The organism is Saccharothrix sp. CCNWYY140 (assembly GCF_037401995.1).
GTDB lineage: Bacteria > Actinomycetota > Actinomycetes > Mycobacteriales > Pseudonocardiaceae > Actinosynnema.
Map to the genome: position 1 here is coordinate 56,663 of NZ_JBBEGC010000014.1, position 15,036 is coordinate 71,698.

Sequence of the window (15,036 nt, forward strand, 5' to 3'; positions counted from 1 at the left end):
CTCCGCGGGAACGGCGAGCGACGTCGCTGACTTCCCTTGCGGACCAACGACGTTGGAGTGTCCATGCCGGAACGCCAGTTGCACCTGAACGCCTTCCTGATGGGGGTCGGCCACCACGAGGCCGCGTGGCGGCACCCCCGCACCGATCCCTCCGCCGTGGAGGACGTGCGGCACTACCAGCGGCTCGCGCGGATCGCCGAGCGGGGGGCGTTCGACTCCGTCTTCCTCGCCGACGGGGTGCAGGTGTGGGGCGATGTCCGGCACACGGCCGCCGGTCGGTTCGAGCCGTTGACGCTGCTGTCCGCCGTGGCCGGCGCTACCAGCCGGATCGGGCTGATCGCGACCGCCTCCACCGGGTTCAGCGAGCCCTACAACCTGGCCCGCTTGTTCGCCTCCCTCGACCACATCAGCGGCGGACGGGCGGGCTGGAACATCGTCACCACCGCCGGGGACCGCGCGGCCCAGAACTTCAGCCGGGACGCCAACGCCGAGCACACCCAGCGCTACCAGCGGGCCGCCGAGTTCGTCGACGTGGTCACCGCGTTGTGGGACAGCTGGGAGGACGACGCCCTGGTGGTGGACCCCGCGTCAGGCGTGTTCGCCGACCCGGACAAGGTGCACGAGATCAACCACCGCGGCACGTTCTTCCAGGTTCGCGGACCGCTCAACGCCACCCGCGCGCCGCAGGGCCACCCGCTGCTGGTGCAGGCCGGGTCGTCGGAGGACGGCAAGGCGTTCGCCGCGCAGCACGCGGAGGCGGTGTTCACCGCGCAGCAGACCTTCGCCGAGGCGCTGGCGTTCTACCGGGACCTCAAGGGCCGCCTCGCCGCGCACGGCCGCACCGAGGACCAGCTCGTCGTGTTGCCCGGGATCGTGCCGGTGCTGGGGTCCACCGAGCAGGAGGCGCGGCGGCTCGCGGACGAGCTGGACGACCTGATCGTCCCGACCCGCGCGGTGGCGCAGCTGACCGACCTGATCGGCGTCGACCTCACCGACCACCCGCTGGACGAGCGCCTGCCGCCGCTGCCGCCGGTCACCCGGGTCAACGGCGCGCGGAGCCGGTTCGAGCTGGTCCGCGACCTGGCCGAACGGGAGGGGCTGACCCTGCGGCAGTTGCTGCGCCGGCTGGGCGGCGGGCGCGGTCACCAGGTCGTCGTCGGCACGCCGGAGACGATCGCCGACCACGTCGAGACGTGGTTCCGCGGCGGCGCGGCGGACGGGTTCAACGTCATGCCGCCGCTGCTGCCCTCCGGTCTGGAGGAGTTCGTCGACCACGTGGTGCCGTTGCTGCGCCGCCGTGGCCTGTTCCGCACCGAGTACACCGGCACGACCCTGCGCGAGCACTACGGCCTGGCCCGGCCGCGCAGCCGGTTCGCCGCCCCACTGCCCGTATGACGCCGGAAAAACGCACAAACCGACGAACCCAAGGGACTGCCATGACCCCCTCCCGGAGGGACTTCCTCGCCCTGAGCCTGTTCGGCCTCGCCACGGCGGCGGTCGGGTGCGGCACGGCGGCCGGCAACGGCGGCGCCGAGACGAAGACGTTGCGCTACCAGGGCTGGGCGGGCCAGGTGACCCCGCCCGAGCTGGCCGCCGACCTCGGCTACCTCGGCGACGTGACGCTGGAGTGGGTCGGCAACACCACCAGCGGCCCGCAGGACATCCAGTCCGCCGCCACCGGCCAGGTCGACTTCGGCGGCGCGTTCAACGGCGCCGTGGTGAAGCTGGTCGGCGCGGGCGCGCCCGTGCGGTCGGTGATCGGCTACTACGGCATCGACCAGAACACCTTCAACGGGTTCTACGTGCTGGAGGACTCGCCGATCCGCTCCGCCCGCGACCTGATCGGCAAGAAGGTCGGCATGAACACCCTCGGCGCGCACTCGGAGGCCATGCTCGGCATCTACCTCCAGCGCAACGGCGTGAGCCGGGACGAGGCCAAGGGCGTCGAGGCGCTGGCCCTGCCGCCGGTCAACACCGAGCAGTCGTTGCGGCAGGGGCAGATCGACGTGGCCGTGCTCGGCGGCATCCTGCGCGACAAGGCGGTGGCGGCGGGCGGCATCCGGCCGCTGTTCACCGACTTCGAGCTGCTCGGCGCGTTCACCGCGGGCACCTACGTGCTCACCAAGAAGTTCATCCAGCAGAATCCCGGCACGGTCCGGACGTTCGTGACCGGCGTGGCCAAGGCGATCGAATGGTCGCGCACCACGCCACGCGACGAAGTGATCGCCCGGTTCACCGACATCATCGGCCGGCGCGGGCGCAACGAGGACAGCTCCACCCTGAAGTACTGGAAGTCCTACGGCGTGGCAGGCAAGGGCGGCCTCATCACCGACCAGGAGCTGTCGATCTGGGTGGACTGGCTCGCGGAACGCGGCGAGGTGCGCAAGGACGGGCTGACGCTGTCCGACGCGTACACCAACGACTTCAACGAGCTGAGGTCCTGACATGACCGCGCACATCAGCCTTCGGGGCGTCACCAAGAAGTTCCCGGTGCGGGACCGGGGCGGTCGGGGCGAGCTGACCGCGTTGGACGGCATCGACCTGGACGTGGCGGCGGGGGAGTTCGTCGTGGTCGTCGGGCCCAGCGGGTGCGGCAAGTCCACGCTGCTGGACCTGCTCGGCGGCCTCACCACGCCCACGTCCGGCCGCATCCTGGTCGACGGCGTGCCGGTCACCGGGCCGGGCCTGGACCGGGGCACGGTCTTCCAGCAGTACGCGCTGCTGCCGTGGCGCACGGCCCAGGGCAACGTGGAGTTCGGGCTGGAGGCGGTCGGCGTGCCGCGCCGGGAACGCGCCGACCGCGCCCGTCACTTCCTGGACCTGGTCGGGCTGACCGGGTTCGAGCACCGCCACCCGCACGAGCTGTCCGGCGGGATGCGGCAGCGCGTGGCCATCGCCCGCAGCCTGGCCTACGACCCGGGCGTGCTGCTGATGGACGAGCCGTTCGCCGCGCTGGACGCGCAGACCCGGGAGTCGTTGCAGGACGAACTCCTGCGCATCTGGGAGCGCACGGGCAAGACGGTCGTGTTCATCACGCACGGCATCGAGGAGGCCGTGTACCTGGGGCAGCGGGTCGCGGTGCTGACCTCGCGGCCGGGGCGGCTCAAGCAGGTGGTGCCGATCGACCTGGGCGCGCGCGCGGACACCGTGGACCTGCGTTCCAGCCCGGAGTTCGGCCGCTACCGCCACGAGATCTGGACGTTGCTGCACGACGAGGTCGCCCGTGCCCAAAAGGAGGTGGTCGCGGTATGAGTGCCGTGGTCCTGGAGAAACCGCCCACACCCGCGCCACCCGCGCCGCCACCCGCTCGGCGCAAGCGATCGTGGCCCGGGTTGCTGTGGGGAGTCGTCCGGCGCAGTGTCGCCGTGCTGGCCCTGCTGGTGTTGTGGGAGTTCGCGCCGCGCCTGGGCCTGGTGGACCGGACGTTCCTGCCGCCGTTCTCGGAGGTCGCCGCCGCGTGGTGGACGCTGGTCGGCAACGGGCAGTTGGCCACGCACGTGCAGGCCAGCCTGGTGCGATCGCTGTCCGGGTTCGGCCTGGCGGTGGCCACGGCGGTGCCGCTGGGGCTGCTCATCGGCTGGTACCGGCGGCTGGCGGACCTGCTCACCCCGCTGCTGGAGCTGTTCCGCAACACGGCCGCGCTGGCGTTGCTGCCGGTGTTCGTGCTGCTGCTCGGGATCGGCGAGACGTCGAAGATCTCCATCGTCTTCTACGCCTGCACGTGGCCGGTGCTGCTCAACACCATCAGCGCCGTGCGGGACGTGGACCCGACGCTGCTGCGGCTGGCGCGGTCGCTGGACCTGCCGCCGCACCGGCTGTTCCAGAAGGTGATCCTGCCCGCGTCGGTGCCCGCGGTGTTCACCGGCATCCGGCTGGCGGGTGCGGTGTCGATCCTGGTGCTGGTGGCGGCGGAGATGGTCGGGGCCAAGGCGGGCCTGGGTTTCCTGGTCAACTCCGCGCAGTACAACTTCGCCGTGCCGCAGATGTACGCGGGGATCGTGACGATCTCGGCCATCGGCCTGCTGTTCAACCAGGTGCTGGTCGCGTTGGAGCGCCGGGCCACGTCGTGGAAGGGGAACGCATGAGTGCCTGGGACGCGGACGTGCTGGTCGTCGGCGGGGGACCGGCGGCCACGTGGGCGGCGCTGAAGGCGGCGCAGGCCGGAGCGGACGTTGTGTTGGCGGACAAGGGTTACTGCGGTACGAGCGGCGCGACGGCGTCGGTCGGGACCGGTGTCTGGTACGTGCCGCCGGAGCCCGAGGCGCGGGAGGCCGCGATGGCCAGTCGTGAGGCGCTGGGCGGGTACCTGGCCGACCGGCGGTGGATGGCCCGGGTGCTCGACCAGACCCACGCGAACATCGAGGAGTTGGCCGTCTCCGTCCGCTACCCGTTCCCGGTGGGTCCGGACGGGACTCAGCTGCGGACCGGGTTGCAGGGGCCGGAGTACATGCGGCGGATGCGCGTGCTGGTGCGCCGGGCCGGGGTGCGGATCCTGGACCACAGCCCGGTCACCGAGTTGCTGACCGACTCGGCGGGCGCGGTCGCGGGTGCGGTCGGGTACCGGCGGCAGGAGCGCGAGGACTACACCGTGCGGGCGGGCGCGGTGGTGCTGGCGACCGGCGGGTGCGCGTTCCTCAGCGGGGCGTTGGGGTGCAACGTCAACACCGGGGACGGGGCGCTGTTCGCGGCGGAGGCGGGCGCGGAGCTGTCCGGGATGGAGTTCTCCAACGCCTACGGCATCGCGCCCGAGGGCACGTCGGTCACCAAGACGGCGTTCTACAGCTTCGCCACCTTCTACCGCGAGGACGGCAGCGTGCTGGAGGGCGCGGGCAGCACGCGGGGCCGGTCGGTGATCGCGCGGACCTTGTTGTCGGAGAAGGTGTTCTGCCGGTTGGACCGGGCCGACGAGGCCGCGCGGCGGGCGATGCGCTTGGCGCAGCCCAACTTCTTCCTGCCCTTCGACCGGATGGGCGTGGACCCGTTCACCGAGCGGTTCGCCGTGACCCTGCTGCTGGAGGGCACCGTGCGCGGGACCGGCGGTATCCGGGTGGTCGACGACGGGTGTGCCACCACGGTTCCCGGCCTGTACGCGGCCGGTGACGCGGCGACGCGCGAGCCGATCTGCGGCGGGTTCACCGGCGGGGGCAGCCACAACGCGGCGTGGGCGATGTCGTCGGGCACGTGGGCGGGCCGGGCGGCGGCCTCCTACGCTCGCGGGGTCGGTTCGGTGCGGGCGGTCCGGCCGGTGGGCGGTGCGGGTCTGCGGCCGACCGGTCGGGCGGGCAGGGTTGCGCACCGGGATGTGGTGCGGGCCGTGCAGGCCGAGGTGGCGCCGTACGACAAGAACTACCTGCGGCACGGGGACGTCCTGGAACGGTCGGTGAAACTGCTGGACGACGCCTGGCTGGACGTGCGGGAGTCCCTGCACGACGAGGACGTGGTGCGGTCCAGGCAGGCGGCGGCGATGCTCGCCCACGCCCGCTGGATGTACCGGTCCGCGCTGGCCCGCACCGAGACCCGCGGCATGGCCAAGCGCCTGGACTTCCCCGACCAGGACCCGGCCCAGCACCACCGGATCGTCACCGGCGGGCTCGACGACGTGTGGGTGCGCGCGGAGGTGGCGCGGTGATCGAGCTGGTGTCGGCGCAGCGGTGCATCGCCTGCGACAAGTGCGTGAAGGTGTGCCCCACCAACGTCTTCGACCGGGGCGCGGACGGGGTGCCGGTGATCGCCCGGCAGGAGGACTGCCAGACCTGCTTCCAGTGCGAGGCGAACTGCCCGGTGGACGCGTTGTTCGTCGCACCCCGGACGCAGCCCCTGCCGGAGCCGCCCGAGATCGGGGAGCTGGAGCGGTCGGGCCTGCTGGGCAGCTACCGGGAGCAGATCGGCTGGGGCCGGGGGCGCACGCCGGGCGCGGCGCGGGCCGTGGGGCCGGGGTTGGCGGGCGGCCCCGCCCTGATCTCGTGAGGGCGGTGATCTGCTGAAGGCCGTCACGGGCCGTGCCGGCGTCAACCGGTGGTGCGGTGGGGGACACCGCAGGCGGTGAACTTCGTGGTGAGCGGTGCGGGGCTGTTCGAGCCTGGGCGGGGAGAGCCGAACAGGAGGGACAGCCATGCCGGTCAGTCGGAGGATCGTGCTCGGGGCCGGCGCGGGCGGGGTGGCCGCGCTCGCGCTCGGCGCCGGGACGGGCAGCGCCACGCCCGCGCTCGCGCACGGTGGCACCACCGCGGCGGGCGGCACCACCGCAGCGGGCGGTGCCACCGGGCTCGCGGGGGTGGACCCTGCCGCGTGGCAGGAGTTGCGGCAGGCGTTGAGCCCGGCGGCGCAGCTCGTCCTGCCCGGCGACCCGTCCTTCGCGCCCCAGGCCAGTGTGGACAACCAGCGCTTCGCGTCCGTGCGCCCGGCCGGGGTGCTGGCCTGCGCAGAGGAACCGGACGTGCAGTCCGCGTTGTGGTGGTGCGCCAAGCACGGGGTGCCTTTCGCGCCGCGCTCGGGCGGCCACAACTACGCCGGGTTCTCCACGACCACCGGCCTGGTGATCAGCCTGCGGGCGATCGACCACGTCGTGCCGAGGGGGACACGGCTGCACCTGGGCGGTGGGGCCACCAACTCCGACGTGTACGCGGCGCGCGAGGCGGGCCTGTACTTCCCTGGCGGGCGGTGCGGCGGTGTCGGTGTGGCCGGGTTGACGCTAGGCGGCGGGCTCGGCTTCAACGACCGCAAGTGGGGCCTGACCTGCGACCGGCTCGTGGAGACCCGGGTCGTGCTCGCCGACGGGACGTTGGTGCGGGCGGCGGAGAATGAGAACGCCGACCTGTTCTGGGCGTGCCGGGGCGGCGCGGGCGGCAACTTCGGCGTCAACACGGCGTTCGTGTTCGACGCCGTGCCGGTGAACCACCTGCGGGCCACCGTCTTCTCCCTCGCCTTCGACCTGGACGCGGCACCCTTGGTGGTGGAGGAGTTGCAGGACCTGCTCGACCACGACGGCGCGGGCGACCTCGACGTGCGGATCGCGTTCAGCCACTCCGGCGACGGCGGCACCCGCCTGGCGGTGCTCGGGCAGCGCCTCGGTCCACGGGATGTCCTGGAGGGCCTGTTCGCCCCGCTGCTCCGGCTGGCCCGGCAGCCGGCGTTCGTGCAGGAACGCGACTTCTGGTCCGCGCAGGACTTCCTGCTCGACACCCCGGGCGAGAAGGACTGCTACGCCAACAAGTCCCTGGTCCCCGACCGGTGGCTGCGCCCGGAGACGGTCGCGGAGGTCGCCGAGTGGACCCGTCGGTGGGAGCCCGGACCGTCCCGCGCGACCGGGTACGTGACGCTGTTCGCGATGGGCGGTGCGAGCGGCGAACCCAGGCCCGACGAGACCGCCTACCCGCACCGCGGGGCGCGTTTCGTGATCGACATCGGCACCCACTGGGCACCCGGCACGCCACCCGACCAGGTGGACGGGCTGCTCGCCCAGACCCGTGCCGCGCACCGCACCCTGCGCCACCACCTGGGCACCGACGCGGCCTACGTCAACTTCCCCGACCCGGACCTGTCCGACTGGGAACACGCCTACTACGGCGCCAACCACCTCCGCCTGACCGAGGTCAAACGCCGCTACGACCCGACCGGTCTGTTCCGCTACCCGCAGGGCGTGCGGCGGTAACGGCGGCCGTTTGCGCCGACTCAGGTGCGGCGGTGGCGGCGTTGTTCGCCGGCTTGGCGGCGGAGGGTGGTGGTGTGGTCGGTGATGGCGTCGATCTGGTCGGCCAGGTCGCCGTGGTGGTCGGCGAGGTGGGGGTGGGCGGCGGCCAGCGGGGCCAGGAGGGTGGTCGGGTCGTGGTGGGCCAGGGCTTCGTCCAGGCGGTCGGCCGTGTCGGTGCCGGGCAGGGTGGTGGCGGCGTGGCCGGCCAGTTTGCGAAGGGTGGCGGCGTTGCGTTTCGCCCAGTCGGCCACCGCGCGGTCGCCGGCGCGGCGGTCGCGTTGAGCGTCGATGCGGGCCTCGCCGGTGGTCTCGCCGGTCGCGGTGGGTTGCAGGCGCAGGAAGCGGCGTTCGGCGGCCTGCCTGCTGGTCACGCCGAGCGCGGGGGCCAGGGCGGCCCAGCTCGTGCCGTCCAGGCGGGCGGCGGCGATCAGCTCGGGTTCCCAGGCGGTGAGGGTGTCGCGGAGGAGTCGGAGGGTGTGGAGGGCGGTCAGCAGGTCCGTGGGCGCGCCCCGGCGGGCGGTGGTGACCGCCTCGTGGAGTGCCTTCATGCCGTGCACCGGATCGTCCATGTCAACCTTCCGATGACATCCCTCTTGTCAACGTTCCGATGACATGCTACAACGGAGGTGCGTGTTGACAAAGGTCCGCAGGAGAGAAGGAGGAGGCACCACCGATGTTGATGCGCACCGACCCGTTCCGCGACCTGGACCGCTTGGCGCAGCAGTTCTTCGGCGCCACCACGGGGACCTGGTCCAAGCCCGCCGCGATGCCGATGGACGCGTACCGCGCGGGTGACGAGTTCGTGGTCTGCTTCGACCTGCCGGGTGTCGACCCGGGCGCGATCGAGCTGGACGTCGAACGCAACGTGCTGACCGTCAAGGCCGAGCGCCGTCCGCTGCCCTCGGGCGACGACGTGCAGATGCAGGTCTCCGAACGCCCGCTGGGTGTGTTCTCCCGGCAGCTGTTCCTCGGCGACACGCTGGACACCGACCACATCACCGCCGACTACGACGCGGGTGTGCTCACCCTGCGCATCCCCGTCGCCGAGAAGGCCAAGCCCCGCCGCATCGCCGTCTCCAGCGAGCGCAGCGACCGCGGCGAGCGCAAGGTGATCGAATCCTGAGGCGGTGAGCCTCGTGCCCAGCGCCCCAACCGTCGCCGAGCCGGTGGCCGACGTCGTGCCGGACGTCGACGCGGTGCGCGCCGAATTCGACGCCCTGATCGCGGCCGTGTGGGACCTCGACCTCGACACCGACCCACCCGCGAGCCGCCCCCGCCGGCCACCGCACCGCGCCCGTCGCCCGGCACCGGCCCCCGAGCCGGTCCCGCCGGCACCGGACACCGACCGGCGCACGGACCACGCCCGCCAACGCTCCCCACCGGCAGCCATCGACCGGCGGGCCGGTTCCGCCCGGCAGCGGTCCGGCACGCTTGGAGCGTTCACCACACAGCCGCGCCCGGTCCTGGCACTCGTGGGGCCGGGCGCGGTCTTTGCCGGAAGGGTCCGCCACCGTCGCACCGCGACCACCCACGCCGCCCTCGCGGGCACGCGCATCCGGCCGAGCAGCACATCGCCGCCGGGTAGGCCTCGGCTCAGCCGGGCCAGGACGCGGTGGTCAGGATGCCCGTTGGTCGGCCGTGCAGCACGAAAGCGCCCCACACGCCGATGTCCAGCCCGCGGTCGCGCATTGTCCGCTGGGCCGTGCGCAACGCGTCCGGTGCGGGGTCGCCCGCCAGGAGTCGTCGGTAGAACAGGACCATCAGTTGCCGCGTCGACTCGTCGGGCACCTTCCACAGCGCGGTGACGACGGTCCGTGCGCCGGCCACCCGCAGCGCCCACCGCAGGCCCAGCACGCCCTCGCCGGGGCTGTGGTCGCCGAGTCCGGTCTCGCACGCGGACAGCACCACCAGCCGGGTGCCGCGCAGGTCCATCGCGCAGACCTCCTGCGCGGTCACCGTGCCGGTGTCCACCTCCGGCGCGGTTGGGCGGCCGGTGATCCAGGCGTTGAAGCCGGTCAGCGCTACGGCGGAGGACAGCAGCGGGTCGATGTCCGGGCGGGTGGGGGAGCGGCGGCTGGCGTCGACCAGGAACGTGCCCTCGCCGGGGACCTCGAGCAGGTTGACGGTGTCGTAGACGTGGTCGTCCGGCGGTGGCGCGGCGGGTGGCAGGAACACGCCGTGCGTGGCCAGGTGCAGGACGGTCGGTGAGCGGACCGCGAGCACGGCTGCCTTGGTGGCCGCGCGGTCCAGCAGCGGTTCCACGGCCAGCAGGTCGGCGATCTCCGTGCACTCGGTCCGGGTGGCGGGCAGCCGGTCCAGCCGGCCCGGCGGTCCGCCGAGGTCGAAGTCCGGGTCGCCGACGACCAGGGGCGCGGTCGTGGCCCGGTCGGCGTCCCATCGGAGGACTTCGCGGGGCGTGGACAGGTAGCTGATCGTGTGGTCGTCGAGGAGGAGGCGGTGCAGGGCGGGCAAGACTTGCCAGGGCACTTGGGCCAGCGGTCCCTCCAAGGCCACCAGGAGCTTGTTGGTGGACACGAGGTTCAGCACCGGAGTCAGGGACGCGGCCAGAGCCTCGGCGGCGGCGGTGTCGGGGGATCGCCGGTAGATCCCGCGCCGGACCGCCCGCACCAACTCGTCCACGGGCTCGGTCGGCCCGAGGTCGACCAACCGGACGTCCCGGGCGGTGCCGATGACGAAGGCCAAGTAGCGGGCCGGGTGCCGACGCCACTTGTGGTCGTACTCGACCGGGCCGGCGGGCGCGCCCAGGACGGTGTTGGCGTAGTCGACGGCGTCCGCGCGCACGATGTCCACCAAGGTCGTGTCCGGCGGCAGGGCCGCGAGCACGGAGTCGGCGTCCACCGACCCCATGCGCGCGACGGGCACGCGGGCGGCCAGGGTGTGTTCGAGTTCGTCGCGTCGGGCGCGCAGCCGGGGCAGGTCGTCGGTGGTCCCCACCAGCACGGCCCGGCTGATGTCGGTGTCCACCCGGGCGAGTTCGGCGCGCAGGTCGGCCGACTTCGGGGCGGTGGCGCGCAGTTCCAGGTACTCGGCGTCCAGCCCGCGCCGACGCACGCTCAGTTCCCACGCCCGCCGCACCACCTCCGGGGTGTCGTGGCCCAGCACGACCAGGTTGAGGTAGTCGGTGACCGTGCGCTGGAGCCTCCGGAGGTGCGCCGTCCGCACCGGCCCCGTGGCGTCGGCCAACACGCCGGGCAGGTCGGCGTCCTCTTGCGCCACAAGGCGTTCCAGGATCGTGAACGCACCCTCGTACTCGCCGGTGGCGATCCGGAGTTCCGCCAGGTCGATCAGGTGGGCTCGCGACCACGGGACCAGGTCCAGCGCCTCCCGGTACAGCCGCTCGGCCGCGTCCGGGTCGCCGGTGGCCGCCCGGCACTTCGCCACGTGCGACAGGACCGGCGCGAGCTGCGGGTTGTCGTCGCCGTAGCGGGCACGGGCGGCGACCTCGGCCGCGACGGCGAAGGACAGCGCGGTGTCCTTCGCGCCGATGGTCAGGTACAGGTCGGCGAGGTCGCCCTGGGCGGCGATGAGGGATCGGTCGTCGGAACCGTGGTCGAGGATGCGGCACGCGGCTACCAAGTGGTCCGCGGCGGCCACGAGGTCGCCGTCGGCCCGTTCGAGCTGACCGAGGGTAGCCAGGAACGAGCCGTAGCGCGGGTCGTCGGGGCCCCGCTCGACCCGGACGCGCTCGGCGGCGTCGGCGGCGAGCGCGCGGGCCGTGGCGAAGTCGCCCAGGTCGGCCAGGGCGAAGGCGAGGTTCTTCGCGATGGTGGCGGTGGCCGTGCGGCTCAGGGCGGTGTCGGCGGCCAGCGCGCGGCGGAACTCCGGGACCGCGCGGTGCGCTTGTCCTTGGTGCAGCAGGCAGTGGGCGAGGTCGTTGTACGCCGACACCAGCGTCCCGTCCTCGGGGCGCACCTGGCGTTCCAGCGTGGCGATGCCGCGGCGGATCACCGGCTCGGCCTCGGCGTGGCGGCCGTCCTCGGTCAGCACCCGCGCCCGGGTCAGCTCGGCGAGGACGGTCAGCGGGGCGTCGGGGCCGAACGCGCCCAGCGCCAGGGCCACGGCCTGCCGCGCGGTCTCGTACGCCTGCGCCAAGTCGTGCGCGCGGACCAGGGCCAGGGTCAGGTGCTGCCGGCCGACGACCCGGTTCTCCACCGACTCGTCGGCGTCGGCCAGGGCCACGGCTTCGCGCAGGAGCCGTCGTGCCCCCGCCGGGTCGCCCCGGCGTTGCGCCACCGCCGCCAGCCCGACCAACGCCCGTCCGCGGTGCCGCTGGTCACCCCGGTCGAGGACGTCGGACAGCAAGCGCTCGACCTCGTCGTCATCGCTCAGCGACTCGGCCAGGTCGAGGCGGATCAGGTCGTTGTCCGGGGCCAGGGCGAGTGCTTCTCGCAGCAGTGGGACGACACCGGTCCGCGAGCCGCGTTGCAGGCGGTCGAGGGCGAGCTGGTGCTTCGCCGCGGCCAGGTCCACGTCCGGCGCGTCCCCGATCGTCCCCGTGTCCTCGAACAGGGCCGCCAGGTCGGCCTCCGCCTCGGCCGCGTCGCCGTCGTGGCCGGGCAGCCGGGACCAGACCTCCGCCGCGCGCCGCAGCCATGCCTCGGCGGAGCCGAGATCGCCCACTGCCTGGTGCACGTGCCCGAGGTCGCGCATCGCCGTGGCGACCAGGTGGTGCGTCTCCCCGTGCTCGGCGCGCCGGATCTCCAGCGCGCGTTCGCACCACGGCACGGCTTCGGCCGGACGCCCTTGCTGGAACACCGCTTCAGCGAGCCACGTGCACAGCTCGGCCAGCCGATCGCCCTCGACGCCGGGCACCGCGACCGCCTCGCGCAGCACGTCCTCGGCCTCGGCGTACCGCCCGGTTTCCCGCAGCCGCAGGCCCTTGGCCCGGTAGACGCGCGCCGCGTCCTCCGCGTCGACCGCCACGGCGGGGTCGCGGATCACGGCGAGCGCGTCGTCCAGCGCCCGGTCCGCTTCTCCCGGGCGGAGCGTGGCCACGCTCACCAGCAGCCCCGTCAGCGCGGCGGGATCGACGCGGGACAGCAGGTCGTGCGCGGTCGCGACCAGGTCGTCGGCGTCCGGCGCGCCCACCCGCAGGGCCAGCACCGCCCAACTGCCGACCTGCCGCGCGTGCTGGGCCGACCCAGTGCCGAACTCCTCCTCTGCCAGACGCGCCACCTGCGGCGCGAGCGCGTGAGCGGCCTCGTGGTCGCCGCTGTCGTGCAGGGCGGCCATCCGCTCGGACAGGCCGCCGAACGAGCCGGGCGGCGCTTCTCCGGGCGTGTCGTCGGCGAGCAGCCGCAGGTCCTCCACCCGCCGCCAGGACTGCGCGGGCAGCAGCAGTCGCGGCGTGGCGGCGACCTCGCCGACCAGGTCGACGAACGCTTCCGTGAGCACGAACGGGTGCGCTTCGGCGAAGGCAGCCACCTCCTCGGCGGACCCGGCGTCGAACACCGCGAACACCGCTTCGTCCAGGTCGTCCGGCGTCGCCCGCGCCAGCAGCGTCCGGCGGACCCGGTCGCGCACCGGCGCCGCGTCCGGGCCTGCGCGCGCCAGGTGGTGGTGTGCCTCGACGAGCCGGCCGGTCTCCGCCAGCACCAGACCCAGGTTGAACCGGGCGAACGGCTCCTCCGGCGCCAACCGCGCCGCCTCCGCCAGGTCGCGCAAGGCGGTGTCGAGGTCACCCGCTCGGGCGTGCAGCCCGCCGCGGTCCGACCACAGGTACCAGACGTCGGGGTGACCCGAGATCAACCGGTCCAGGTCCTCGACCGCCTCCCGGTCGCGTCCCAGCTCCGCCAGCGCCAGCGCGCGCTGGTAGCGGGGCGGGAACCGGTCCGGGTCGGCGGCGAGCACCCGGTCGAACGCGGCCACCGCGCCGGCGGGGTCGGCCACGGCGCGCAGGGCGATCCCGAGGCCGGCACGGGCGTCCAGGTCGTCGGGGTGCGTCCCCAGGTGGTCCAGGTAGGCGGCCACGGCGTCCCGCCACCGGCCGAGGCCGGCGAGTTCGTCCGCCCGCCGCGCGGTCACACGTGCGCCATCGTCAGCACGGCCGCGACCCCCAGCACGACCAGCGCGACCACCTGGACGACCAGACCGGTCGCCACCCACCGCGCCTTGAAACCGTTGCTGTGCCGGAGGGTTTCCAGGGTGCGGACCATCAGGGTGGCGACGTTGTTGCGGGCGTCCACCTCGTCGTCGGTCCAGTGGTCGGCCACCATCCGCCCCAGGGTCCTGGGCGCGGTCACGGCGTAGTGCCGGTTCCACCCGGCCACCACCCCGCACGCCGCGGCGGCGGCGAACAGCAGCAGCGCGGCGCCGGTCGTGGCGGTCACGGCCACGGGGAAGCGCGGTGTGGCGGCCGTCTTCACCAGCGCGGCCACCCCGGTGAGCAGCGTGACCAGCACCCCGGAGGTGGTGATCAGCGCCTGCCCGCGCGCGTCGAACGCCGCCCGCCGCTCCCGCTCGGCCTTGACCTCCGCCTCGATGAACCCGGCGTAGGTCTTGCCCTGGTCGCTCACCCGCGCCGCTCGAACGGCCAGGAGCCCTCCTCGGGGATGTCCTCCCCGCGCACGTTCTCGACTTCGAGCCACGCCTTGTCGGCGGGCGGGGGCTGGGGCGGCTCGGCTGCGGGCTCGTCGGCGGGATCGGTGGCCATACCTCGATTATGGCCTTCCGCCGGGTCCCGCGGCGGGCCTGAATATCGGGTCCTGCGGCGGGCGTGAATCCTTTCGCGGCTCCGGCGCCTCTTGTGTGGGCCACAACCGTGCGAAGGGAAGGTCCACTGTGCTCACACCCGGGTCGGCCGCTCCGGAAATGGTGTTGCAGGACACCACCGGCCACACCGTCCGCCTCTCCGACCACGTCGGCGCGCACGCGGTGCTGCTGTACTTCATGCGGTCCACGACGTGCCCCGTCTGCAACCGGCACGTCCGGGACCTCGCCGCCGACGCCGAGCGGTTCGCGGCGGCCGGCGTCCACGTCCTGATCGCGGTCCCGGAGGACCGGGAGACGGCGGCGGCGTGGCGGGCCAAGCGGGGCATCGAGTTCCCCGTGCTCACGGCCCTCGACGGCACACCGCACGAGATGGTCGGGCTGAGCCGGAAGGTGTTCGGTTCGATGCAGCAGTCCGGCAGCGTGCTGGTCGACAGCACCGGCACCGTCCGCCACGCCCACGGCTCCACCCTGCCGACCGCCGCCTACGACAAGAAGGGCATCGCGGCGGCCGTCGCGGCGCTGCACGCCCCGGCCTGACCCACACCCGAGGCGACCGGCGGGTCCTGTCGGTCGCCTCGGTGTGATGATCGTTCGGAAACGGTGTGACGGTAGCT

General features: G+C 73.5%; 13 protein-coding genes. 9 read left to right on the forward strand and 4 right to left on the reverse strand.

Annotated features, from left to right (window positions below; translation table 11 throughout):
• Positions 1 to 63 precede the first annotated feature (63 nt).
• The 7 genes from WBN91_RS10560 to WBN91_RS10590 all read left to right on the forward strand — a co-directional run bounded on the left by WBN91_RS10560 (position 64) and on the right by WBN91_RS10590 (position 7,651).
• Positions 64 to 1,395 carry an LLM class flavin-dependent oxidoreductase gene (locus tag WBN91_RS10560; RefSeq protein ID WP_337725622.1) on the forward strand — a complete coding sequence of 444 codons (1,332 nt, stop codon included), beginning with the start codon at positions 64 to 66 and terminating at the stop codon, positions 1,393 to 1,395.
• Positions 1,396 to 1,436: 41 nt separating this feature from the next.
• The gene (locus WBN91_RS10565; protein WP_337725623.1) at positions 1,437 to 2,444 is read left to right on the forward strand and encodes an ABC transporter substrate-binding protein; all 1,008 of its coding nucleotides are present in this window, start codon (positions 1,437 to 1,439) and stop codon (positions 2,442 to 2,444) included.
• 1 nt (position 2,445) lies between these two features.
• Complete coding sequence (locus WBN91_RS10570) at positions 2,446 to 3,252, forward strand: ABC transporter ATP-binding protein (RefSeq protein WP_337725624.1); 807 nt, start codon at positions 2,446 to 2,448, stop codon at positions 3,250 to 3,252.
• Entirely contained in the window at positions 3,249 to 4,085 is an 837-nt protein-coding gene (locus WBN91_RS10575) for an ABC transporter permease (RefSeq protein ID WP_337725625.1), read from the forward strand. The genes WBN91_RS10570 and WBN91_RS10575 overlap by 4 nt, the downstream gene beginning before the upstream one ends.
• Complete coding sequence (locus tag WBN91_RS10580) at positions 4,082 to 5,629, forward strand: FAD-binding protein (protein ID WP_337725626.1); 1,548 nt, start codon at positions 4,082 to 4,084, stop codon at positions 5,627 to 5,629. The genes WBN91_RS10575 and WBN91_RS10580 overlap by 4 nt, the downstream gene beginning before the upstream one ends.
• A complete protein-coding gene (locus WBN91_RS10585; protein WP_337725627.1) occupies positions 5,626 to 5,967 on the forward strand; it encodes a ferredoxin family protein in 342 nt (113 codons plus the stop codon). The genes WBN91_RS10580 and WBN91_RS10585 overlap by 4 nt, the downstream gene beginning before the upstream one ends.
• Before the next feature lie 145 nt (positions 5,968 to 6,112).
• Positions 6,113 to 7,651, forward strand: coding sequence for an FAD-binding oxidoreductase (locus WBN91_RS10590; protein WP_337725628.1), 1,539 nt, complete (start codon positions 6,113 to 6,115; stop codon positions 7,649 to 7,651).
• 20 nt (positions 7,652 to 7,671) lie between these two features.
• Here WBN91_RS10590 and WBN91_RS10595 read toward each other — a convergent pair whose 3' ends face one another.
• Positions 7,672 to 8,259 carry an HSP18 transcriptional regulator gene (locus WBN91_RS10595; protein WP_337725629.1) on the reverse strand — a complete coding sequence of 196 codons (588 nt, stop codon included), beginning with the start codon at positions 8,257 to 8,259 and terminating at the stop codon, positions 7,672 to 7,674.
• A gap of 104 nt (positions 8,260 to 8,363) precedes the next feature.
• Between WBN91_RS10595 and WBN91_RS10600 the strand changes: the two genes are divergently transcribed.
• Positions 8,364 to 8,813 carry an Hsp20/alpha crystallin family protein gene (locus WBN91_RS10600; RefSeq protein WP_337725630.1) on the forward strand — a complete coding sequence of 150 codons (450 nt, stop codon included), beginning with the start codon at positions 8,364 to 8,366 and terminating at the stop codon, positions 8,811 to 8,813.
• A gap of 470 nt (positions 8,814 to 9,283) precedes the next feature.
• On the opposite strand, the gene WBN91_RS10605 is transcribed toward WBN91_RS10600, so the two are convergent.
• From WBN91_RS10605 to WBN91_RS10615, 3 genes are read right to left on the reverse strand one after another with little or no spacing between them, the layout of a single operon-like run.
• Positions 9,284 to 13,735 carry a tetratricopeptide repeat protein gene (locus tag WBN91_RS10605; protein ID WP_337725631.1) on the reverse strand — a complete coding sequence of 1,484 codons (4,452 nt, stop codon included), beginning with the start codon at positions 13,733 to 13,735 and terminating at the stop codon, positions 9,284 to 9,286.
• On the reverse strand, positions 13,732 to 14,226 hold the full coding sequence (locus WBN91_RS10610) for a hypothetical protein (RefSeq protein ID WP_337725632.1): 495 nt from the start codon (positions 14,224 to 14,226) through the stop codon (positions 13,732 to 13,734). Before WBN91_RS10610 ends, WBN91_RS10605 begins: the two co-directional genes overlap by 4 nt.
• The gene (locus WBN91_RS10615; RefSeq protein ID WP_337725633.1) at positions 14,223 to 14,363 is read right to left on the reverse strand and encodes a hypothetical protein; all 141 of its coding nucleotides are present in this window, start codon (positions 14,361 to 14,363) and stop codon (positions 14,223 to 14,225) included. Before WBN91_RS10615 ends, WBN91_RS10610 begins: the two co-directional genes overlap by 4 nt.
• A 128-nt stretch (positions 14,364 to 14,491) precedes the next feature.
• Between WBN91_RS10615 and WBN91_RS10620 the strand changes: the two genes are divergently transcribed.
• On the forward strand, positions 14,492 to 14,959 hold the full coding sequence (locus tag WBN91_RS10620) for a peroxiredoxin family protein (RefSeq protein ID WP_337725634.1): 468 nt from the start codon (positions 14,492 to 14,494) through the stop codon (positions 14,957 to 14,959).
• Positions 14,960 to 15,036 lie beyond the last annotated feature (77 nt).

Bases quoted from the DNA above. Each gene is read 5' to 3' on its own strand.
- WBN91_RS10565 (WP_337725623.1), top strand. From the start codon at position 1,437: ATGACCCCCTCCCGGAGGGACTTCCTCGCCCTGAGCCTGTTCGGCCTC.
- WBN91_RS10575 (WP_337725625.1), top strand. From the start codon at position 3,249: ATGAGTGCCGTGGTCCTGGAGAAACCGCCCACACCCGCGCCACCCGCG.
- WBN91_RS10615 (WP_337725633.1), bottom strand. From the start codon at position 14,363: ATGGCCACCGATCCCGCCGACGAGCCCGCAGCCGAGCCGCCCCAGCCC.
- WBN91_RS10580 (WP_337725626.1), top strand. From the start codon at position 4,082: ATGAGTGCCTGGGACGCGGACGTGCTGGTCGTCGGCGGGGGACCGGCG.
- WBN91_RS10560 (WP_337725622.1), top strand. From the start codon at position 64: ATGCCGGAACGCCAGTTGCACCTGAACGCCTTCCTGATGGGGGTCGGC.
- WBN91_RS10600 (WP_337725630.1), top strand. From the start codon at position 8,364: ATGTTGATGCGCACCGACCCGTTCCGCGACCTGGACCGCTTGGCGCAG.
- WBN91_RS10570 (WP_337725624.1), top strand. From the start codon at position 2,446: ATGACCGCGCACATCAGCCTTCGGGGCGTCACCAAGAAGTTCCCGGTG.
- WBN91_RS10590 (WP_337725628.1), top strand. From the start codon at position 6,113: ATGCCGGTCAGTCGGAGGATCGTGCTCGGGGCCGGCGCGGGCGGGGTG.
- WBN91_RS10595 (WP_337725629.1), bottom strand. From the start codon at position 8,259: ATGGACGATCCGGTGCACGGCATGAAGGCACTCCACGAGGCGGTCACC.